This is a genomic window from Paenibacillus amylolyticus (assembly GCF_003719335.1).
Lineage (GTDB): Bacteria > Bacillota > Bacilli > Paenibacillales > Paenibacillaceae > Paenibacillus > Paenibacillus amylolyticus_D.
In genome coordinates this window covers 296720-318750 of the sequence record NZ_RIAS01000007.1, presented here as the reverse complement: position 1 = coordinate 318750, position 22031 = coordinate 296720, and the positions used below count along the sequence as shown (strand labels likewise).

Genomic DNA, 22031 nt, shown 5'->3' with positions numbered 1-22031 from the left:
ACCAGCTACCAAGGGGTAGGTCTGTCCTTTTGAGCCTGTTCGATGTGTAGAAGAACGATTGCCCATGACAACAATTCCTGATCATACCATCATATATTGGAGGAAGATTTGAATATGAGAAAACAGTGGGATTACAACACATTTTATGAACGTGTCGGTCAACAAAATGGATGGGATTTCAGCACAATGAAGGTGATTTCTGAACCCACAGACTGGGACTTCTATGATGAGGTAACTCGTTGCACACAACCGTCCGACCTGCTGCTAGACATCGGCACAGGTGGAGGCGAAGCCGTGCTGTCCATTGCTGAACATGCTCATCTGCTTGTCGGCATCGATTTGGCTCATGGAATGATCGAGACAGCTCAGCGAAATTTAAAGCGAACTACAAACTGCTCCAATGTGCGATTCATGCAGATGGATGCGGACAACTTACAGTTTCCAAAATCATTTTTCAATATCGTATCCTGCAGACATTCCGCATTCTTCGCGTCAGAAGTGTACAACGTTCTTGCAGAGGATGGCGTATTCCTGACCCAGCAGGTCAGCGAGCACGATAAATTAAATATAAAGCAGGCATTTGGACGTGGACAACATCTCGGCATAGAGCCTGGAACACTGCTGGAAAAGTACAAACAAGAGCTGAAACATGCAGGTTTCCAGCAAATCGAAGTCCGCGAATATAATGTAACCGAGCACTACACTACCCCGGAGGATCTATTGTTTCTGCTGACACACACGCCTATCGTTACTCAATTTGGAGAACTCGCGTCCGACCTGGACGTTTTCGAACCGTTTGTTCAAGTTCACCGGGACGAGAAGGGGATTCGCACCAACTCGGCACGGTTCATGATTACAGCCAGAAAATGATCTGAATTCCAACATGAATTTTAGTATATAAAGTAAAATGAAAAACGCGTCTTGGCGAACTGTATGGTTCACGCTAAGAACGCGTTTTTTGGTTATGTCTTATCGTTTCCAGACTTCATCGTCTAGATTGGTAGTCCTTTTCCATATTTTTGATACGAGAAGCATGACTAGGTTACGGTCACGGCTCAAGCTGAAGCTTTTCCAAGAATGGCTTCAAGCGATCCACCACATAATGGCTGCCACCGCGACCATTCACCTCTTCGATTACGGCAGCCACCAGGAACGACGGTGATTCGGTATCAAAGGTAACGAAAAATCCGTTCTCCTGACCTTGCTCACCCTTCTTCGCTTTCAGTTCGGCCGTTCCTGTCTTGCCTGCAAGATTTCCAGCAATCGAGCTTAGGGCATGTGCCGTTCCACCTTGTCGAGACACCACCTGTTTCAGTGCGTCAGTAACGGCATTGGCTACATCCGGTGTGATGATCAGCTCAGGATCAGGGGTCTCTTTTCCAACAATTAATACGGGTTTCACCATCTTGCCTTCATTCACAAACGGCGTAAACGCAGCGGCCAGATGAATTGGCGACATTAACATCTCACCTTGACCATACGAAGTATCTGCTAGCAGTACCTCGGAAGACAAATCCCTGTGCGCCTCATTCGCATACTGACTAGGTTTCAAATAGAGTTCATCCAGCCCGAAATTGTCACCAAACCCGAACTTTTGAATACCCTCGATAAACTTGGCGCTCCCCATCTCCGTCGCTTCCATCGCAAAATAAATATTGTCGGAGTATACTAGGGCATCCACCATATTCACAGGGCTCAGGCTTTTGACCCGTTTGACGTAATACCCGCCCCAGCTATCGTTCTTCCGCCATTGCAAACCAGAAATCTCGTGGGTTTTATCCGGTGTCGTCACCTTCTCCATCAATCCTGCCGCCGCAGTAACCGCTTTGAAGGTGGAACCGGGAGCGTATCTTGTTGTTACCCGGTTGATAAAAGGAAGCTTTTCGTTCGCCGAATAGGCATCCCACTCCGCCTGGGTCAGACCTGTGACCATTTTATTCGGATTGTAGGAAGGTGCACTCACCAGAGCAAGCATGTTTCCGTCCTTCGGGTCCATCATGACCATCGCTCCTGCATCGCCGCCACCCGCCAGCGTTTGATACAGCTTTTTCTGTTGTGCAGAACTGATCGTTAGTTGTACATCCTTACCGTCGATCGCATCTTTGCGGAGCAATTCAGAACGCGTGTTACCCGCTTCATCCGTAATTTCAATTAAACCGCCACGCTCTCCGCGTAGCTGCTTCTCCATAGACTGTTCCAGTCCAGCTTTGCCGATCCAATCTTCCGCACGGTAATACCCTTCGGTATCTTTGTCCAAGTCTTCCTTGGTGGCCTTGCGCACATATCCGATCAGATGTGCCGCTGCCTCACCAAGCGGATAATAACGAATTTCCTTACTTTGCAGCGCAACTCCGCTAAGAGAAGAAGGGACATCAAATTCCTCTGTTGAGCCCATTGGCACAAAAAATTCCGGTTTCACCCATGTCTGACCAAGTGCCTTCTGAATGGCTTCCACGGACACCTTGTAATGATCCGCGATGCGTGTGATCATCTGATCCGGATTCTCTCCGAGCTTCTCGGGTACGATGCCCCACTCATTCATGGTGCCTTGGGTTGCAAGCGGCAACCCGTCACGATCTACAATATCCCCTCGATTCGGGAACAACGTCTTCACCCGAACTTTGCTACCTTTTACCATGTCACTGAGGATCAGGGACGGCTTCCAGTTAATCTGCCAAACTTTGCTCCCGTCCTCCAGCTCCTGTCGAACCAAACTAAGTGTATGTGTCTCGTTGACTTCGCCTAAAAACGTGGTCAGATACAAATCATAATCGGTCTGGTATAAGTCAGAGCTGTCTGCATCTTGCCGTGTCTTATCCTTACCCTTTTCATTTTCTGTGGTGGTTGATCCAGTCTGCGTATCGTTTTTATTTTCAGTTTGCGTTGTTTGATTGCCAAGGTTTGTCTCAGCCCCGGCCTCTGACGGTTGCGCCGGCCGCAGTTCGGCCTTAATAACAGAGACCTGCATCCCTGAATAAATAGCATTATATTTCTCAACAAATTGTTCCTTGGTCATGCCCGCCTCAGTCAACGAAGCAGGTGACATCAACGAATACAGTTGGCCAAACTCTTTCTTTTGTAGATGCTCTATGTACTGGTTTACCGTTGTCTGCGGTTTTGGTTCCTCCGGTTTGCTATGCTGCATATAAAGATACATTCCAATACCGCCTGCAAATAGAATCGGCAAAAGTCCATATAATAATTTACGTTTCGATTTCATGCCATATCACCTCTACTCTATACTATAAATTTCCTGCGCCGATTAAACAATGTGACAAATCTGATGAATTTGTCATTAAAAATGGTTCCTCACATTTTAAAAATGTTGGCATTTAGGTTAGTATTAAATAACAAAACTAAAAATAGGAGTTGAAGAAATGATTAAATTGAACTACTTAGAAAATAAAAGAATGTTAGTCATTAATAGTGACCATTCGAATACGAATAATTCTAAAATCATTGAAAGTTCTTCACATCCAGTCCAATTTAAAGATAGCTTGGCTTTAATATCACCTTATGAATGGGAGTGTAAAGGAGAAGTTTATCTAATAAATATAAACGAAGGCTTCGAACTTTTAAAATTACCAATTCCTTTGATGGACGATGAATCTATAAAAGCTATCACTTGGGTTGATGAACACAATTTACTTTTAATAATTGGTTCTCTTTGGGGTACGGTTAATATAGGAGGAGATTTGTATTCGTACAATATCAAAAATAAAGAAAAGAAATTATTAAAAACCTTCCCACCAGATGTACAAGTTACTAATATTTCTACTGAAGATAATAATGTCAAATTAGAAGGTATTAAATACACTGATAACGAGTTCAATCACTCAATAGTATTTATTGATGATGTTAGAATATAAAAAAGTGGTCCAACTAGGACCACTAAGATAAGTTATATGTTGAATTTCTGATGGTTTTTATCTTCTCAAGATTCTCAAAATGTTCTGTTGTTCCAATATATCTATAATAAATTTTACTATATAACTGTTTAGTGACTCTTGAATTTTTCGACATTATCAGGAATAACTCTTCTTCATTATTTGGGTTTTTAAGAATGACCCTAAAATAGTACTCTAAGAGATTCAGTTTAAAGCTCCAGATAAGATTCTGATAGGCCTGCCTTTGTTTATTTTTTTTCCTTCCATAAGATTTAGAACGTCTAATTAATATTGCCCTAGTAAAACAGACATTATAAATGTTTTCTATAAAAAATTTTCTTCTAAAAAAGTATCTATAGGAATTATCTTCAAGAGCACTGTTTCTAAATATTTGTTGCTCAATTGTTGAGTAACCTCTTATAAACCTCTTTCTTGGTTCATCATTCAATTTAATATCGCTCATAAAACTTGGTTTAGAATTATTGAGATAATACGAACTCTTTATGTCATATAATCCAAAGACAGTCCCTCTCCTATTAAATAAATTCCTGTCTTCCATAAATAAAACAAAACTAAGTAAATCATTCTTTTCTAAAGGTTCGGAAGATTCAAATAAAGTTTTTTTCGTAGCTTTAAAATTTTTAAAATTATAATAGTCCATAGATACTCTTATGTAATGGAATACTGTTCCTAATAAAATGATTATTGTAATAATATAATCATGATTCTCTTTTAGAAGTATTGTTCCAAAATTTTGAATTGAAATAGAAACAATATAAGTAGCAACTCCAACTAGAAGCCATATGTAAGTTTTCACCAAGCTTATCCATGCAACAGTAGCATAAAAAAAGAATCTTAGAAATCCCAACTCTTTTTCGAGATCATTCTCTTTATCATTCAGCAATGTTAACCCACCAGCAAAAAAAATAGAAATAAAAATTATGGATACTGATATTGGATGAACTACCCAAATTGTTAATAAGAACAAAATCAGATACATAATAATCACATTCTTTAATTGGTACGCTTTGTCACGAACATCTTGGGAAACTCCAAAAAAAATTATTGCTAACGTCGTGATAAATGTGGTTAGTACATCTAAGTCGAGTTCCACTAGCTTTTCCTTTAATTCTAACAACAAAATATTCCCTCATTTCATTATTTTTTTACATATTTCAATTAATCAACAAAATAATAACACATACTTCTAGGCATAAGGCCTAAATTTTTCATTTATAGGATTTTAATTTTCTGAAAGGAGAGATAGATAAAAATAAAAATTTTAATCCTTTGTCATTAAAAATAGCCTTAAGCTCACATAATATGTTTAAATAAGAATAGTGAATTACATACTAAAGCTTTTTTGCGATGCAAAAGGCTGAAAAGGAGCCCGATGATGGAAATCAGCTATTTTTTACTCCCAAAAGCCGAAGTGGCCTATATCGAGTCTACCGCTTCCATGAAAGATGCTATTGAGCAGTTGGAATCGCACCACTACACCGCCATTCCCGTAATTGATCCGGATGGAAAATATGTTGCTACTCTGTCCGAAGGTGATCTGTTATGGAAAATGCGTAATACGCCGGGATTGACATTTGATAATATGGACCAAGTGCAGGTCAATGAAATTAGCCATCGTGTCTATAATGAATGCGTGTACATCGAAGCAGAGATGGAGGATATGCTGACTCTTGCGGCAGACCAAAACTTTGTGCCCGTGGTGGATATAGATCGGGTCTTTCTTGGAATCATTCGTCGTAAGGATATCATTGAATATTACACCCGCAACATATCCGATTAATAAATTTCGGTAGCATGGAAGTGCTACAGTGAGATTACGGTGTCTGCAAAAGATCAACCAAAAAAGGCGAGCCCACGGGCTCGTCTTTTTTATGTAATCATTCCACCAAAGCAACAATTTCCACATTATGGACTTAACATAAAAATGTTGCTAATTTCGCATGAAATAAATACAATAATCTTCATGATTCGACATATTTCGTCATTACCGGACTGTACTTAAACACCAAAACATGTCGTTCCCATCACATATAATGGATCAATCCACAATTTCATTCATTTCTTTTGTTCAGAATTCGTTCAGAACGCCATTGTATTATAGACATATGGTTAGACTTGATGAACGTTGATTACTTTCACCAATCATAGAGAGAGGTATGCACCTTGAATCGTTTAAGCACACGCAAAAAAATGCTGGTTACCGCAACGGTAATCATGTCTTGTATTTACGTCATATGGCGTACCTTCTTCACCATTCCTTTTGGCCATGGCCCGCTCGCTGTGACCGCCGGTCTTGCCCTCCTGATTGTTGAACTCATAGGTATGTTCGAGCTCGCTGTGCATTTTTATAATATGACCCGGCTTGAATATCCCGAACTCCCCATTGTCGATGAGTCATTGTATCCAGATGTTGATGTTTTTATAGCTACGTATAATGAACCTGCGTCCTTACTTTTCAAAACGATTAACGGCTGTCTCAACATGGATTATCCAGATCGCTCCAAAGTACATATCTTTCTATGCGACGACTCCAATCGTTCCGAGATGCGAGAGCTGGCAGATCATATGGGGATTAACTATCTGACTCGGACAGAGCACATCCACGCCAAAGCTGGAAATTTGAACAACGCCATGAAACATACTTCCTCCCCTCTAATCGCCACGTTTGATGCCGATATGATTCCGAAGCATGATTTTCTGACGTCCTGCGTGCCTTATTTTCTGACAGGAGAAAAGATCGGCTTCGTACAAACCCCGCAAAGCTTCTATAATCCCGATCAGTTTCAATACAATCTGTATTCCGAAGCTCGAATCCCGAATGAACAGGACTATTTCTACCGTGATGTGCAGGTTGGGCGAAACAAATCCAATTCCGTCATCTATGGCGGAACGAATACGGTACTTTCGAGACAAGCACTCGAAGATGTGGGCGGTTTCTATACCGGCTCCATTACTGAGGATTTTGCCACTGGCATTGAAATGCAAAGCAAAGGATATCGCTGTTTTGCCACCAATAAAGTGCTTGCTTCGGGACTTGCTCCCGGTGATCTGAAAAGCCTGATCAAGCAGCGCCAACGCTGGGCACGCGGATGTATTCAAACGGGCAGAAAAATGAACATTTTGTTCAAGCGCGGACTTACCTTTGCGCAAAGACTGAATTACATCTCTTCCATAACCTATTGGTATTCTGGTCTAAAACGAGTGCTGTACATCATGTCGCCCATTCTGTTTGCTGTATTCGGTGTGCTCGTGGTGAAGTGTACCATTCTGGAAATTCTCGTTTTCTGGTTGCCGATGTATCTGTTAACGAATATGTGTCTGCGCATGCTGTCAGGTAATATTCGAACCACGAAATGGACGAATGTATACGAAACAATTTTGTTTCCGTCACTGCTGCCTGCGGTTATTCTCGAAACACTGGGCATCACGATGAATAAATTTGCGGTGACCCGCAAAGACGGTGCTCATAACGATCGCAGCTACCAGCTCAAACAGATCATTCCGCATCTGATTTTGGCTGTGCTCTCTGTAATCGGTATCGTCAACTGCATTCACTGGACATTTAGTCAGGGCACCATTGGATTCCTCGTTGTTCTATACTGGCTGTTAATTAATTTCTACAACATAATGATGTCGATCTTTTTCCTAAGCGGACGTAAAGTGTTCCGCAACTATGAGCGTATTCTGGCTACAGTGGACTGTACACTAACTACTGAAGGTGAAACTCTGTCCACGGTTACGCATGATATTTCAGAAGGCGGAATCGCCATTGTACTAGATACACCGAGATATATCCCCAGCGAAGCCGAATTTGCTGTACGTCTGGTAACGGATCATTATTCAAGCGAGTTTACGGCCAAGGTAACACATGTAACTTCAATCGGTAATAAATGGAAGTATGCATTTAAAGTGCACGAGATTACAGAGCAGGATCAGCGTCAGTTGTTACATATTGTGTATGACCGCGAGCCTACGCTTCCGCAGAAGCTGGACAAAGATATCAGTACATTCGAGGACATCCGTCTGAATTTTGTAAGACGCGGACAAGTGGGCCTCATGTCCAATCGCAAGCTGGCACGCATTCCGCTGAATCATGAACTGAACACACCCGATTATGGAACCGTTACACTGATGGACTTTAATTATGAATTTTTGCTTGTGAACATATCACGGCAGGAAATGGTCTATGAGCTTTGCTTGCCGCTTGCCGAAGACCTCGTCCTGGATTGTGTATGGGCGAAGTCGATGCGAAGCAAACATGGCATTTTGTACCGGATCAGAAATATTCAGGACATTGCCCGAAATGGACAAATGCCTGAACTGGAAGCTCTTTTGAAACAGTGGAATGTGGCGTATACCGAGGCAGGCCGACCCAAACGCCCAGTACAGAATAAAAGCTTCATCTCGAATGATGAGCTGGACGAGATGGCCTATTTATAATATGGAGGCAAAGAAAGCATGAGTACGAAATGGCAGCAATGGCTGCTTGTCGCAATCCTCACAGGTTTATCAAGCTTATACCTCACTGCTACTGTTTCGGCCCAGCCGGATCAGCTGCAGTGGAGCGAGCGTTCCATAAAGGTGTGGGATAATGGGCCCAAAGTGCAGTCCCAGTTGAATCGTAACGGCAGCTTACAGATCAACACCTCGACACAAGGTCTACAAAAAGGATATTACTCCGCCTATGTATATGAGTTGCAAAATAGGGACTGGTCGGGCTACAGCGAGTTGAGATTCTCGATTCGCAGTGATTCCGATCAGACGTTGCCGCTAAACGTTGTCATCACACGAACGGATCAATCGGCACTGACGGTGGCGGACCAACGCAATGTCATCCTCATTCCCAAAGCAACCAAAGAACCGAAGCTGGTTCATCCGGTAGATGGGTTGATAAGGCTGGAGCCCGGATTTGAGGGTGAGGTTCGTGTTCCCTTTTCCAGCCTCATGGTTCGAAATCACGCAGCTACGGTTGGCCTTGTCACACCAGGGAAAATGCTGAGCTGGGGCATCACGATGACCACAACGGAAAACGCACAGCTGAATTACCGCGTTGGAAATATCAAGCTAGTTCCGAGGAAAGAAGCTACTGCAGAGAATCAATTATCTTCTGTGATGATTAAAGGTGATGAGCGAGTCGTGAAACCGGTGGCCGGTGAATCGGTTGAAACGTATACCGTTATTGGCCTGCAACCGACAGAATCGAAAGCTTCGGAAATGCCAGAAGTAAATTTCCAGCTTGCTCATCCTGTACAGGGCGTAACCATCACAACGGGTGGCCTACTAACCATTGGAACGGACGCCGCAAAAGCCGATTCGGTGACTATTCGTGCGCTGGTGGATCAGAAGTGGAATCTCGATTATACCGTTAAGCTTGATCGTTCCACGGCGATGCAGATGAAGGAAGCGGATGGAACACCGCGTTTTATCCCCTCGCCAGGCCAGGTTCCCAAAGTACTGGAACCTTCCAACGTATGGTTACAACCCTGGATGGAATGGATCATTCGTATCGGTCTTCTTCTGATTGGACTCATGGTAGTTATTCCGTATTGGCTGTGGCGCAAACTTCAGCACGGCTCACAAGCGGGGAAACAACGTTCGATGAATCATCGCAGGTCCAAGAGGCTATTTAAAATGTAGCTTTTTTATTCCATCTTCAAGGAGGAAAGGCAGTGCTCTTTTCCAGTGTAGTCTTCTTATTTTATTTCTTGCCGCTTGTGCTCGGGCTGTATTATATATTGCGGTTTTCTGTGACGCTGAAAAATATGTTGTTGCTTGTGGCAAGCCTGTTCTTCTACGCATGGGGTGAACCCCGCTTTGTGCTGGTTATGCTGGTCTCCATCGCACTGAATTATGTTTTCGCATTGCTCGTGGACAAGTACCGGGATCGGCGCAATGCCGCCTATACCGTTATTACCGTGATGCTGGCTGCCAATCTGGGCATGCTGTTTGTTTATAAATACCTGGCGTTTGCCCTGCGTATTGTCAATGAAAGTACAGGCTTTGGCCTCAGCATTCCGCATATTGCGTTGCCGCTCGGCATTTCCTTTTTCACCTTCCATGCGATCTCCTACGTCATTGATGTGTACCGCGGTCATGGCAGTGTGCAGAAAAATCCGTTTTATGTCGCTCTCTATATTTCCTTCTTCCCTCAGCTTGTAGCCGGGCCCATTCTGCGTTACAACATGATTGCAGACCAGATGATGCATCGGAAGGAAAGCTGGGACAAGTTCGCGGTCGGCTGCTGTCGGTTCATCGTCGGTTTGAGTAAAAAAGTGTTGTTATCCAACAGCATGGCCATTGTGGCCGATCATGCATTCAGCATGGGCGGAACAGGTGATATGGCTTCAAGCCTCGCTTGGCTGGGGGCAATCGCTTATACATTGCAGATTTATTTCGACTTCTCGGGTTATTCGGATATGGCCATTGGACTCGCGCTTATGTTTGGTTTCAAGTTTGAAGAAAACTTCAGGTATCCGTATATCTCACGCTCCATTACCGAATTCTGGCGCCGCTGGCACATCTCGCTTGGCACCTGGTTCAAGGAATATGTTTACTTCCCGCTGGGAGGATCACGCGTTAGCAATAAGGATAAAATGATCCGTAATTTGCTGGTCGTCTGGGGACTCACGGGCATCTGGCACGGGGCAGAATGGACATTTGTCATCTGGGGTCTAATCAACTTCGCGTTCATTGCACTGGAGAAAGTTTTCAACTTGGATAAAAGCACACGGTATGCTCCGCTCCGACATTTCTATGCCATGTTTGTTGTAGTCATCGGATGGGTGATTTTCCGTTCACCCGACTTGTTACAAGCCGGCAACTACCTTGGCAATATGTTCGGACTGTATGGCAATGGGTTCTGGAGTGATACGACATGGATGTTCATGAAGGAATATGCCCTTTTCTTCATTCTGGGTATTCTATTCTCCACACCACTTGCCTTACGGATGAACAAATGGATGGTGGATGGTGTACGTTTCGGTAAACCGCTTGAACTGCTTTACCCGGTGACCATTATTGCTCTGTTTCTCGTGTGTGTATCCTATCTGGTCAAAGGAACATACAATCCGTTCATTTATTTTAATTTCTGAGAGAAGGATTCCATATGCATAACTTTTTTGCTAAAAAGAGAATGACCGCCTTCCTCTTCATTCTTGTGCTCGCCACGTTCTCGATCTTGAATATTATTCATTCCTTCGGTCCGATGAAAAAAACACTGGCTTCAGCGGACTACCGTTTCTCCAATGCCAAAGGCATCATCAACGAACTGGATGCCGACATCAATGAGCATGTTTTTGAAAAGTTTGGATTCGTGGAAGCCTACGGATACTTGCAGTCACTCATGTGGAAGAACGAAGAGAACAACTTCGAGGTGGTCAAAGATACGGAGGGTAAGCTTCACTATACCTATTTTGCCACGGGGCCTACGGATACGACAGAGCTTTCTGATCGGGTTGCCGAGCTAGGGGCGCAATTGGGGGCAAAAACCAAGTTTACATATGTCATGACACCAGACAAATATGTACGTGGCTATACAACATTCCCGGAAGGCATACCTTATAATTTCAATAACGAAACGGCTGATGGCTTCCTGGATCATCTGAAGCAGAACGGAATTGACACGCTGGATCTGCGCGAAGGATTATTAGAGAGCGGCATACCGGCAAAGGATTTATTTTTCACAACCGATCATCACTGGAAAATCAAAACAGCCTTCTGGGCCTTCGGCCAGTTGGTTCATCATCTGGATGGGCTGTACAATAAGCCACTTGATCCGGATCATTATTTCACTGATATCGGCAACTACAATGTCATCCCGTATACAGATTTCTTTATCGGCTCACAAGGCCGCAAAACCGGGAAGTTTTTCGCCGGTGATGATGACTTTGACCTGATTTATCCTAAATTCAAAACCAACTATTCTTTTTATTTTAAAACAGGCGAGACGGAAGCTACCTTGAATGGTCGATTTGAGGATGCGCTACTTACGACATATCCTCTGAATGTGAAGGGTGCTACCTACGACCTGACGGCGGACAAATACTTTACGTATCTGTATGGTAATCAAGGAATCGTACATGTCGTCAACAAAGACAACCCAAACGGACTCAAGGTCATGTTTATCAAGGACTCACTCGCCGTACCTATGATTTCTTTTCTCTCAACCGTAGTCTCTGAAGTGTACCTAATTGATCCAAGGTATTATACGGGAGACATCATTGATTTTGCGAAAAAAACCGATCTGGATCATGTCTTTGTATCGATCTCTCCTCAAGACCTCGTCGATGAGTTTTTCCCTTACGGGAAGAATAAAGTGGAAGGTCAATTCACCAGCTCTAAGTAAATATCGTTCATCGAGTTGGAACATGTAAAAGGGTACTGCCTTGGCGTTCATAGCCACGGGAGCACCCTTTTACTGTATACCCAGGATAAAACGAATATCATCAGAAGAACATTCATGTTTACAACAATTATAGTCATCTCTCGTATTGCTTCGTTGTATACTTCGGTATCTCTTCGTTCCTTTACAGTGTGGTCACTTCCGCCAAACCGAAATACCACTCCAGAAAGGCATTGAAATCCGCCCATTGCGGCTTGCTCTCTCCGTTCAGGAATAGTTCAATCGACTCGCCCAGTTCAACCAGCACAACCTCGCCTGTCTGACGATTATAGAAAAATCCACCTTCCCCTTCAAAGCTGTCCAGCGGAATGTACGCCTCTGGTAGTCCCAGTGTAAGTTGCGATATATGCATATCCTGCAGGTACACGGTATTCTCGATCACCCAGCAGATCTGGTAGAGCTCCTGATGTCTGCTATAAAACGTCGGTCCATCCTCTGCATGCAGGTAAAATTGTGCAAAGTCCGAGTTCAGATCGACATCCAGCTTCCGCAGTGCTTCTTCATATTCAGCCGGTACATCTTCATGCCACCAGCCTTTCACGCGGCAATGTTCAATAACTTTGGTGGATAACATCACAAACCCCCGTTCATGAATCTATACTTCTTGTATATGTCATTGATAGATTAGAATATCCTCTACACTATATCCTCTGGAATCTCCCGGTTCAAGTCAGCTGATGAATGTTCACCTTGATATCCCTTCCATAATTAAGGTGCAACTTTCTCCCGTCAGCTTCGTCCAACTAAATGACTACATTTCGAGGAGATAACTATGAGAATAAGTTGCAGCCCCGGTTTTCCCGGCAGTATGATCGGTTCTATTGATCTGAGACCAACCAAGTATAACCAGCCTCCATCCACGACAAGTCAGATTTCTCAACATGTTGATCCTGAGTTGATTTCCATTCCCTATGTGACTGATCCCAACTTCGGATCACACTTTGATGCGATAAAGATGATGAAGGGTACATATCAGGAAGAGTTCCATCAAAGCTATGATGTAGAGTTTACGATCGATGTAGATCAAAAAGGTTATATCACACAGTTTGAACATACCTTCCAGTTAGAGCGTTACTTGGACTTGATCCGAACGCAGTCATATCGCGTCATTCAGACGAACTGGCGCGGGCAGTCCTTTCATGTGATGACTTACAGTTATATGGAAGAAGTCATTAACCCAAGCAATGTCATTTTTCGCTGTACAAATGCGGAAGATGTCTTCGTCGTAGCTGAGCTTGTCCCTTTTCGAGCAGGTGGCGTTGTGGAGCAAGCGGACAATCTATATCTCCACTTCCGTGCATTGATCTCAGCACGAGATGATCTGTATCCCATAGATTATATGTGCCAGCCCGATTTCGACTTGAATCTGGACTGATTGCATATGAGAGATATGAAAAATATGAAAGAGGAGCATAGGCTATCATGCGTCTAAGGATAGCCTATGTTCTTTTTTTGTTGCATGCATCCAACTTCACCTAAGCAAAACGAATAAAACAGACGATGATATATATAAAGTTACACTTCGTATCCCTCTGGGTGTGTACTGAAGATGAGCGGAGTTTTACAGATTGATGATGAGTACAAAAATAAAATTAAGCTCGCTGCTTGTGCTACCGATCGCTGGCCTCCTTTCAGATTCATGGCCCGTCACCAGAAGAAAAACATATTCGTACGGAAACCGTCGCAGTCGATGCAAATGGCCGTTTCAATCTAACGGTTCGAAGTCTCGGTGTGTCTGATTTGAACATACACCTGCAGGTGAGCCCCTATTTTATGTATCTGATCCCTGCGGCCAGCAACTCCGATGTTACCTATTACTTTGAGTAGAAACCGTTGGGGAAAGAGCAGGAATCAAAAAAATCCGGATGAGTATTCATCCGGATTTTTATAAGTTTTGTTTAGCCAGAAACGAAGTGGCATCCATATTATAAACAAATACTACTTTTCAACACCCTGGGAGTACACGTCACTGAATTCATCTGTATATAGAACTTCTATGCAGCCTGACCAATTGAGAATCGAACCAATAAAATCAGGTATATCCAGTCCTTCCATGTCATAAGTCTCTTCTGTATTCACCGTACCGGCTGCATCTTCAATCAGCGTCACTTTAAAACCCTCATGTTCAGCAGTAATTGCTGTAAACAGACAACAATATTCCATGTTAAAGCCAACAATGAATACGTGCTCAACCCGCTGATCGCATAGCCATTTTTTCAAGTCACTATTACTGAAAGCACTCGGTTTGTTCTTTTCCAGGACAAGATGTTGCTTCGTATTCACAACAATTTCCAGATAATCTGCTTTCCCGCGGTAGAGTGAGGATTCTTCATGCTGCTCATCAATATGTTTAGTAAAAATAATCGGCCAATTCATCTTCTCAAAAATCGCCATGACCGATTCGATCTTTGACACAGTTGCTGATACATCTCGTTGTATGGTAAGCCCTCGCTGGACATCAAGTACAATTAGGCATTTATTCATTTCTGACTCCTCTCCACATTCTCCTTCACCCTGAATTCAACAATCTCGCGTATCAAATTCTCGGGCAACGGTTGATCAAGTGGAAACTGAACGGAGCCCTTCGCCCCCTTAAACCTGGAGAGCTGTTCCTTAAACGCCAGAATACCGCTGGGTGCAGGATAAAAGCCAATATGTTTCGTGTACGCGGCAAAATGAACCAGATTCCCATGCTGCGCATATGTAGGCATTTTGTAACTGATCTTTTCTTCAGCGAGCGGTGCTGCCTCACCAATGATCTGCCTCAGCCTCTGTAATTTTAGTTGCACATCCGCTGGAAATGAAGCGATATATTCATCCACTAGTTCCGAGTGTTGTCCGTTTTGATTCATCTTGGGCTCCTTCCGCCACATCCGTTTTAGAGTGATTCGCGGCGAGTACTATTGGCTCTATTGTACATTATCAGCATGCTAGAAAAACAACTGTTTTTCTGCAGGAGAATGCATCGGCTTGATTTTTGAGATAGATAACTTTACAATATGTTTAAACGTTCGAACATTTAAACATTTAATGGAGGGTTAACTTCATGATTACCACAAATCGGAAAATTCTTATCGCCGGCGGTTATGGCGCAGTTGGTGCACAGATTGCCCGCATCTTGCATGACAGACATGCTGATCTAGAACTGTTACTTGGAGGCCGTTCTTCTGGCAAAACACCTCCGTTTGCTTCAAACCGTGTTCACACCGTCATTGTGGATACAGCTGCACCCGATCCTCTAATCCACGTCCAAGATGACGTCTTCCTAATCATCAATGCCGTAAATGATTTACAGGATTCATTGCTCGTATCTGCCATTCGGCGAGGCATCCCGCTCATTGACGTCACTCGCTGGACAGAAGTATTTCATCAGGCACATCACACGGTAAAACAAGAAGAACTACGCTCTCCTGTTATTTTGTCTTCCGGCTGGATGGGCGGAACAGCTTCCTTATTTGCCATGATGCTTGCTGAGAACCTTAATCATGTGGAGATGAATATCAGTGCTTTGTATTCACTCCGGGACAAAGCGGGGCCTGACTCCGTTACTTTTATGGATCGGATGAGCATCCCTTTTCAGATCACTGAATTGAATACACAGCGTGAAGTTTATCCAATGACTGATCCGCTTCCTGTCACTTTTCCTGGAGGATACCGAACGCCATGTTACAGGCTCGATACACCGGATCACGTTACGCTTCCACGGCAGAGCCACATCGATGCTTCCAGCTTCCGCATTGCCTTTGATCATAAATTATCCATGTACGCACTTGCGAGTATGGTCAAAACTGGAATTTGGAGCATGATTAGTGGTGAACGGTTTACGCCCCTCAGACGCAAGTTGCTCTACAACCCGGGAAACGGCGGCGCCCATCATCTTGTCATCGAACTGAATGGTATGGATAACTCGGGTAAACAGGTGAAGCGCAGGTTAACCGTCTCCGATCCTCAGGGACAGTCCCATCTCACAGCACTCGGTGCTGCTATTCAGGCGGATAAGCTGCTTCGCTTGCCTGCTGACAAGCCGATGGCTGCAGGAATTTATTATCCTGAGCATTGGCTGGATCACCATACGGATCGGGATGCCGCTGTACAATTTTACACAGCTCATGGTGTTCAACTCGGTTAACCTACAACGTCATGGTTCGGCCATTGCGCATGAGATAATCTTCTTTTTCCTTGTAATTCGGCATAATACTACCTACCCGCCGCCAGAACGAGCGGTCATGATTCATATGATGAATATGGCACAGCTCATGGATAATGACATAATCAATAACTTCTGGCGGTGCCATGGCAAGGCGGTAATTAAACGTCAGCTTTTTGTCCCAGCTGCAGCTCCCCCATTTCGTGGGAGAGTCTACGATGTCGATGGACTTCGGCTTCACCTTCAGCTCCTGCTGATAACGTATAATTCGTTGCCCAATCATGCGTTTGCATTCGGCAAAATAAAACTTTTTCAAATTCGATCGCAGTTCCTCTTCCGTTAATCCCTCCACCGGAATTAATTGATGCAAGGCATGGGCTTTGCCAAAGAGCAAAAATGACCCTTTGCCCTCATTCTCATATTCTTTGGCTTGAGGACCATCCAGCACTTGCTGCATGCGAGCTGACTTTTGTACAATCTCAGTTCCATGCTGCATAACCAGTCGCCGGATCACTTCCTCACTCGCGCCATTGGGAGCCTTAATGGTGACCATGTATGGCAGTTCCATGGTGATGGAGGCCTTTTTTCGTTTACCGAATTCGATATGACATGTAATTATTCGACCCTGAATCTCTATGTTAATCATGTTTATTTGTACTCCATTTCCACAAATTGATCTCTTTGTCGATTATACCATTCAGATGCATAACATCCGAACAATCCGTATTGAATTTTTATACATTTTTATGTATTATTATTTAATCCAGTTATTATATCGCCTATATCCTATGTTAGGAGGATCAGCATGTATGCAACAGAGCATAAACATCGTCTAATTGAAGAACTGACTCTCAACCACTGGCAACCTTTATCAACCTCATTGTATGACGGTTGGGTGCTGCGTTTTGCCAAAGGATATTCAAAACGTGCCAACTCCGTTCAACCGATCTACCCTTCTACTCTGGATGTGCATGAGAAGATCAGGGCATGTGAGAATATCTACAGTTCGAACCGGTTAAATACCGTTTTTAAAATAACACCGTTCGTTCAGCCCGAAGAATTGGATCAACTTTTACAAGATAAAGGTTATGTCGTTGTAGATAAAACGCTCGTACAGCTTCGAGAGCTGAAGAATCTGAAAGTTCCTGAACATTTGGAGGTACACATCAATGAGCAGTTAACGGAGGAATGGTTGCATCATTTTTGCCGTTTAAATGCGGTCAATGAAGAGTTCCGGGGAACCATGATACAGATGTTACTCAATGTCCGTGCAATGACGGGTTTCATCACACTGTCTGTTGACGGCTGTATAGCGGCTTGTGGGCTGGGTGTGGTTGAACGTGGATTCATTGGACTACATGACATCATTACAGATCCGGACTACCGTAACCGCGGTCTGGCGGAGCAGATGATTCTGCATTTGTTGCATTGGGGAAAAAGCCATGGTGCTAATTCAAGCTATCTGCAAGTGGTCGAGGGCAATGCAGCCGCACGGCGACTATATGCAAAATTGGGATATACCGATGCCTATCCGTATTGGTACAGGGTTAAGAATTATACATAGAAAGTTTCAGCATGTGGAGTAATTTCTACTAAAGCTAAACAGGCCTCTCTTATATATTAAGAATTATATATTAAGAAAGGCTATTTCTAATTTCTCCTCAACTGCTCAATCGTTGAGATTTATCTGTTCAAGTTGCGTTCGATTTGTTTCCATTCGCCTAACCCATCGAGCTGAATCCAATACACCATGATTTTCCCTTCTATCATCGTTTCTGTATAAAAAATGCTGGACTGTTCTACCTACGTATAGGTCTACGAATCCCCTACACCTGCCTTGACAATAAGTAGGTATGACCATAAACTATCAAAGGTATTAGGAAATTAATAGGAGGTTAACAAGGTAAGAGGATTGAAAATAAGTTATACCTAGAATAAGTAGAAAGCGGTGTACCATGAAACGACTATTTTTTATGATGTTTGCCCTCACCCTGCTTCTGGCTGGTTGCCAGAGTAATAATCAGGAAAGCAGCCCCACAGATAACAAATCAACCGAACCCAAGCAAGGCTCCAGCATTTTAAGTTTGAAAGAGAAGTATGGCACAGCCTCGGAAAAAGCAATTATGCCTATGTATAATGTAGCGCAGGATGAAGAATTTACGTTTAAGTTTAAAGGCGATTTGAGCAAAATAGATTATTATTCCCATGATATTATCTCAGTACATACCGATATTAAAGGACTCGAAGCCAGTAAAGTAAGATGGTTGGTAGACTATAAAGATAATAGTGTTTCTGTAAAACCAATGAGCTGGGGTGTTCTGAGTTCCGATTCCATGCGAATCAAGGGGCAAAGTAGTTGGGGCGGAGCTCCAATCTATTATATTCGCCTAAACTATGATCCGGATGCAGAGAATCCCACTTTGCTTGATGAACCCATCATTATACCTTTTACTGTAAAGTCTGAGCTTCCGGTACCTAATCTTAGATATGAGATCGACAAAGACAGACGGTTCAAGCTGGTCTGGGATAAGGTTGAAGGCGCAACCGGATACAAGATATATAACCGTTTAGATTTTCGAGGTAATATTTTTGATAATACGAATCTCCCTCTCCCAGGGGCAGAGCGCGCTTATGATGACACCACTCCTTTGTTTGTCACGACAACAACCGAAACGACATTTAACGACTTTATGAAGGATGGGCGTGGCGGACTGGGATTTTATGATGACATTATTACATCGCATCAAAATCTTGGGCTCAAAGGAGAATACTACGTTACCGCAATCGGGAACGGCAAGGAATCGAATTTCAGTAACGGAGTGGCTACAGCCCCGCTAGCAACCCAATTACCTTCGGCTACGAAAGAACAACTCTATCTCAACAAATTGAAAAACGTGAACGAACTGCCTCAGAAAATAACCGTAGAGTACAATGACGGCTCGCTGGCCCGCGAAACGGTTGTCTATGATGCGGCTAATGTAAAGATTTCAGAGTTTAATGAAACTGACATTCCCTTCCATGTCAAGGGAACAGCACTTAAAAGCTACGTCCGCGTAGAGAATGTCACTCAGGAAGATCTAGATAAGCTTACACAGCAACGTGTGGCCGATTCCAGTAACGGATTCGTAGAGCCTAAAAACAATACACCTTATGTACCTGCACCGGATGTGCCAACGATTATTAAAAATAATGATACACCGTCAGAAGTTGAAGAACATTCAGACTCATCCTCTGCTACAACGGAGAACAATGACACTACCCGCGAAGAAGCTGCCGATCAGACGGTAAGCGAATCTGCGAGTGATCCCTCGAAAGAGACATCCGCTCCGGAAACAGATACAGGTGCAGCAACAGATACAGATTCCCAGCAAAACCTTGTCGACGAGCAGAAGTCCAATACCGAGCAAAATGTAGAACAAGGCAATCAAGAGATTGTCCCTGAGCCAGCTACTGGCGATGATTTCATGAACGCAGATTCTGCGCTGGAAGAAGTTTTGGCTAAAAATATGATTGCCGCTCAGGACAGTATCTCCCTGAAAGCTTTTCCTGAAGCTCAGAATTTCACAACACTTTCGGATGTTGTCTTGAAAGTCATGTACCAGAATCCACTGATTCTTGGGGTAGAAGGCTTTGAATATAACTATGGCACACTGACCCTTTCCATTCATTACAACGAAACGGCTGCAGATATCCAGAAAAAACAAAATGAGATTATCGCCAAAGCCCAAGAGGTTGTTGCTTCTATTATTAAACAAGGCATGAGCGATGATGAGAAACGCAAAGTCATCTACGATTATTTGAACGACAATGCAAAATATGATGACGCTGCGCTCGAAAATGCAGAGCAAAACAACTTCAAACACGTTGACGCACAGTTTAACGACTCGTTTACCACCTATGGTATTCTCGTTAAAGGCGTCGGCGTATGTGCAAGTTATGCTTCTGTATACAAGCTGCTCTCAGATCTGTCCGGCTTAGAGAGTATCGTGGTTACGGGAGCATCCAGCGGCGTACCTCATGCATGGAACAAGGTGAAAATCGGAAACGAGTGGTTAAACGTTGATGCAACCAATAATTTGACCAACTCCGGAATTCCTTATTTCTTGTACAATGCCAATGATGAGACAGCTGCAAGTCAGAAGACAATCGCGGACAAAGATTACTGGCTCGATTCCGAACTCGGGTTGTTCAAAGGCGAAAGCGACGCCAATGATTATTATGTACAAAACGGGCTTGAAGTTGATTCAATTAACGATTATAAGAGCAAAACCGAGACACACTTGAAAAAAGGAGAGGCTTCTGTCGTGCTCAGGTTTGCCTCACCTGTTGACTTCGATGAACTATTGAATGCAACAACTGAAGCGGTGACTGCTGTGAATGAAGCATTACTGGATAACGCGGAGCTCGCCACACTAGGGAGCTATGTACTACTGGAAACGAAGTCGGAGCAGAAATAAATCAACTTCTGATGGTACACAACACATCCAAACAGGCCAACGCAGAGCGACTCTGCCTTGGCCTGTTTGTTTTGGCAACTTCATGGAATGGATTGATCTCCTGATCTACTGTAACGAGGTTATCTCGAGATAATATATAGCGTTATCCGCTTATGGACTAACCGTACCACCATTGGCATTCAAAGTCTCTCCGCTCACATAGCTGGATTCCTGACTCGCCAGGAATACGTACGCTGGAGCCATCTCGGCAGGCTGTCCTGCCCGGCCAAGCGGTGTGTTGCTGCCGAATTCAGCCAGTTTCTCTACAGGTTGTCCACCAACAACCTGCAATGGAGTCCATACTGGACCTGGTGCGACAACGTTCACACGAATGCCTTTGCTGCCGACTTGCTGGGCGAGTGCTTTACTGAAGGTATTAATGGAAGCTTTTGTCGTTGCATAATCCAGCAAAATCGGAGACGGTTTATACGCCTGAATCGACGAAGTGTTGATAATCGAACCGCCTGCTTTCATATGTTTGACTGCTGCTTTGTTGAGCCAGAACATGGAATAGACATTCGTTTTGAACGTTGCATCGAATTGTTCCGTTGTCAGGTCTTCGATCTGCTCGACAAACTGCTGTTTGCCCGCGACATTCGCCAGAATGTCAATACCCCCAAGTTCTCTGACCGCCGTTTCGATCAGTTCCTCACAGTATTTCTCATCCTTTAGATCACCTGGAACAGCGACAGCTCTTCGGCCTGCTTCCTCGATCAGTTGCACTACTTCCTTGGCATCTGCTTCCTCTTCTGGCAAATAGGAGAGTACAATGTCCGCACCTTCACGCGCATAGGCAATGGCTGCCGCCCGGCCAATCCCGCTATCCGCACCGGTAACGACCGCTTTACGCCCTGTAAGACGCCCGCTCCCTTTGTATGTTTTTTCACCGCAATCCGGAACTGGAGTCATCTCGCGCTGCAATCCCGGCTCATCCTGCTGCTGTTTCCAATCCTTCGTTGCCTTCGGATATTGTGTCGTTGGATCTTGAATCGAATGCTGATCTTGCGTAGCCATGTTTGGTTCCTCCTCGGTTCATATTTATGTGTTGTGAATTTCATATGTGTAAAGGTTCACTCTTT

The 22031-nt window shown here is 43.8% G+C and carries 19 protein-coding genes; 12 read left to right on the top strand and 7 right to left on the bottom strand.

Annotation, left to right across the window (positions count from 1 at the left end; genetic code table 11):
- Nucleotides 1-114 precede the first annotated feature (114 nt).
- The gene (locus EC604_RS15140; protein ID WP_123064955.1) at nt 115-870 is read left to right on the top strand and encodes a class I SAM-dependent methyltransferase; all 756 of its coding nucleotides are present in this window, start codon (nt 115-117) and stop codon (nt 868-870) included.
- A 178-nt stretch (nt 871-1048) separates the two neighbouring features.
- On the opposite strand, the gene EC604_RS15135 is transcribed toward EC604_RS15140, so the two are convergent.
- The gene (locus EC604_RS15135; RefSeq protein ID WP_123064954.1) at nt 1049-3220 is read right to left on the bottom strand and encodes a penicillin-binding transpeptidase domain-containing protein; all 2172 of its coding nucleotides are present in this window, start codon (nt 3218-3220) and stop codon (nt 1049-1051) included.
- Between the two features lie 157 nt (nt 3221-3377).
- On the opposite strand from EC604_RS15135, the gene EC604_RS15130 reads away from it, so the two are divergent.
- Nucleotides 3378-3869 carry a DUF4652 domain-containing protein gene (locus EC604_RS15130; RefSeq protein ID WP_123064953.1) on the top strand — a complete coding sequence of 164 codons (492 nt, stop codon included), beginning with the start codon at nt 3378-3380 and terminating at the stop codon, nt 3867-3869.
- Between the two features lie 22 nt (nt 3870-3891).
- Here the strand turns inward: EC604_RS15130 and EC604_RS15125 are convergent, their stop codons facing one another.
- The gene (locus EC604_RS15125) at nt 3892-5025 is read right to left on the bottom strand and encodes a hypothetical protein (protein WP_151458081.1); all 1134 of its coding nucleotides are present in this window, start codon (nt 5023-5025) and stop codon (nt 3892-3894) included.
- 258 nt (nt 5026-5283) lie between these two features.
- Here EC604_RS15125 and EC604_RS15120 point away from each other — a divergent pair, with 258 nt between their 5' ends.
- The 5 genes from EC604_RS15120 to EC604_RS15100 all read left to right on the top strand — a co-directional run bounded on the left by EC604_RS15120 (nt 5284) and on the right by EC604_RS15100 (nt 12252).
- Nucleotides 5284-5688: a CBS domain-containing protein gene (locus tag EC604_RS15120; protein WP_123064951.1), complete on the top strand. Its 405-nt coding sequence runs from the start codon at nt 5284-5286 to the stop codon at nt 5686-5688.
- Between the two features lie 383 nt (nt 5689-6071).
- Entirely contained in the window at nt 6072-8348 is a 2277-nt protein-coding gene (locus tag EC604_RS15115) for a glycosyltransferase (RefSeq protein WP_123064950.1), read from the top strand.
- Between the two features lie 18 nt (nt 8349-8366).
- The gene (locus tag EC604_RS15110; RefSeq protein WP_123064949.1) at nt 8367-9545 is read left to right on the top strand and encodes a hypothetical protein; all 1179 of its coding nucleotides are present in this window, start codon (nt 8367-8369) and stop codon (nt 9543-9545) included.
- A gap of 32 nt (nt 9546-9577) precedes the next feature.
- On the top strand, nt 9578-10999 hold the full coding sequence (locus EC604_RS15105; protein ID WP_123064948.1) for an MBOAT family O-acyltransferase: 1422 nt from the start codon (nt 9578-9580) through the stop codon (nt 10997-10999).
- A 14-nt stretch (nt 11000-11013) separates the two neighbouring features.
- Nucleotides 11014-12252 carry an alginate O-acetyltransferase AlgX-related protein gene (locus EC604_RS15100; RefSeq protein ID WP_123064947.1) on the top strand — a complete coding sequence of 413 codons (1239 nt, stop codon included), beginning with the start codon at nt 11014-11016 and terminating at the stop codon, nt 12250-12252.
- A 181-nt stretch (nt 12253-12433) separates the two neighbouring features.
- Here EC604_RS15100 and EC604_RS15095 read toward each other — a convergent pair whose 3' ends face one another.
- Nucleotides 12434-12883 (bottom strand): hypothetical protein, encoded by a 450-nt coding sequence (locus EC604_RS15095; protein ID WP_123064946.1) that lies wholly within the window; start codon nt 12881-12883, stop codon nt 12434-12436.
- Nucleotides 12884-13081: 198 nt separating this feature from the next.
- Between EC604_RS15095 and EC604_RS15090 the strand changes: the two genes are divergently transcribed.
- The gene (locus tag EC604_RS15090) at nt 13082-13684 is read left to right on the top strand and encodes a hypothetical protein (protein ID WP_123064945.1); all 603 of its coding nucleotides are present in this window, start codon (nt 13082-13084) and stop codon (nt 13682-13684) included.
- Nucleotides 13685-13914: 230 nt separating this feature from the next.
- Nucleotides 13915-14136, top strand: coding sequence for a hypothetical protein (locus tag EC604_RS29730; protein ID WP_151458080.1), 222 nt, complete (start codon nt 13915-13917; stop codon nt 14134-14136).
- 111 nt (nt 14137-14247) lie between these two features.
- On the opposite strand, the gene EC604_RS15085 is transcribed toward EC604_RS29730, so the two are convergent.
- Together EC604_RS15085 and EC604_RS15080 are read right to left on the bottom strand one after the other, a co-directional pair.
- On the bottom strand, nt 14248-14793 hold the full coding sequence (locus EC604_RS15085; protein WP_123064944.1) for an isochorismatase family protein: 546 nt from the start codon (nt 14791-14793) through the stop codon (nt 14248-14250).
- Complete coding sequence (locus EC604_RS15080) at nt 14790-15161, bottom strand: iron chaperone (protein WP_123064943.1); 372 nt, start codon at nt 15159-15161, stop codon at nt 14790-14792. Before EC604_RS15080 ends, EC604_RS15085 begins: the two co-directional genes overlap by 4 nt.
- 194 nt (nt 15162-15355) lie before the next feature.
- Here EC604_RS15080 and EC604_RS15075 point away from each other — a divergent pair, with 194 nt between their 5' ends.
- Entirely contained in the window at nt 15356-16438 is a 1083-nt protein-coding gene (locus EC604_RS15075) for a saccharopine dehydrogenase (RefSeq protein ID WP_123064942.1), read from the top strand.
- A 1-nt stretch (nt 16439) separates the two neighbouring features.
- Here EC604_RS15075 and EC604_RS15070 read toward each other — a convergent pair whose 3' ends face one another.
- Nucleotides 16440-17099: a M48 family metallopeptidase gene (locus EC604_RS15070; RefSeq protein WP_430538791.1), complete on the bottom strand. Its 660-nt coding sequence runs from the start codon at nt 17097-17099 to the stop codon at nt 16440-16442.
- 162 nt (nt 17100-17261) lie between these two features.
- Between EC604_RS15070 and EC604_RS15065 the strand changes: the two genes are divergently transcribed.
- Together EC604_RS15065 and EC604_RS15060 are read left to right on the top strand one after the other, a co-directional pair.
- Complete coding sequence (locus tag EC604_RS15065) at nt 17262-18020, top strand: GNAT family N-acetyltransferase (protein WP_123064941.1); 759 nt, start codon at nt 17262-17264, stop codon at nt 18018-18020.
- 391 nt (nt 18021-18411) lie between these two features.
- Nucleotides 18412-20913, top strand: coding sequence for a transglutaminase domain-containing protein (locus EC604_RS15060; protein ID WP_123064940.1), 2502 nt, complete (start codon nt 18412-18414; stop codon nt 20911-20913).
- A gap of 150 nt (nt 20914-21063) precedes the next feature.
- On the opposite strand, the gene EC604_RS15055 is transcribed toward EC604_RS15060, so the two are convergent.
- The gene (locus tag EC604_RS15055; protein WP_123064939.1) at nt 21064-21966 is read right to left on the bottom strand and encodes an SDR family oxidoreductase; all 903 of its coding nucleotides are present in this window, start codon (nt 21964-21966) and stop codon (nt 21064-21066) included.
- Nucleotides 21967-22031: the final 65 nt, after the last annotated feature.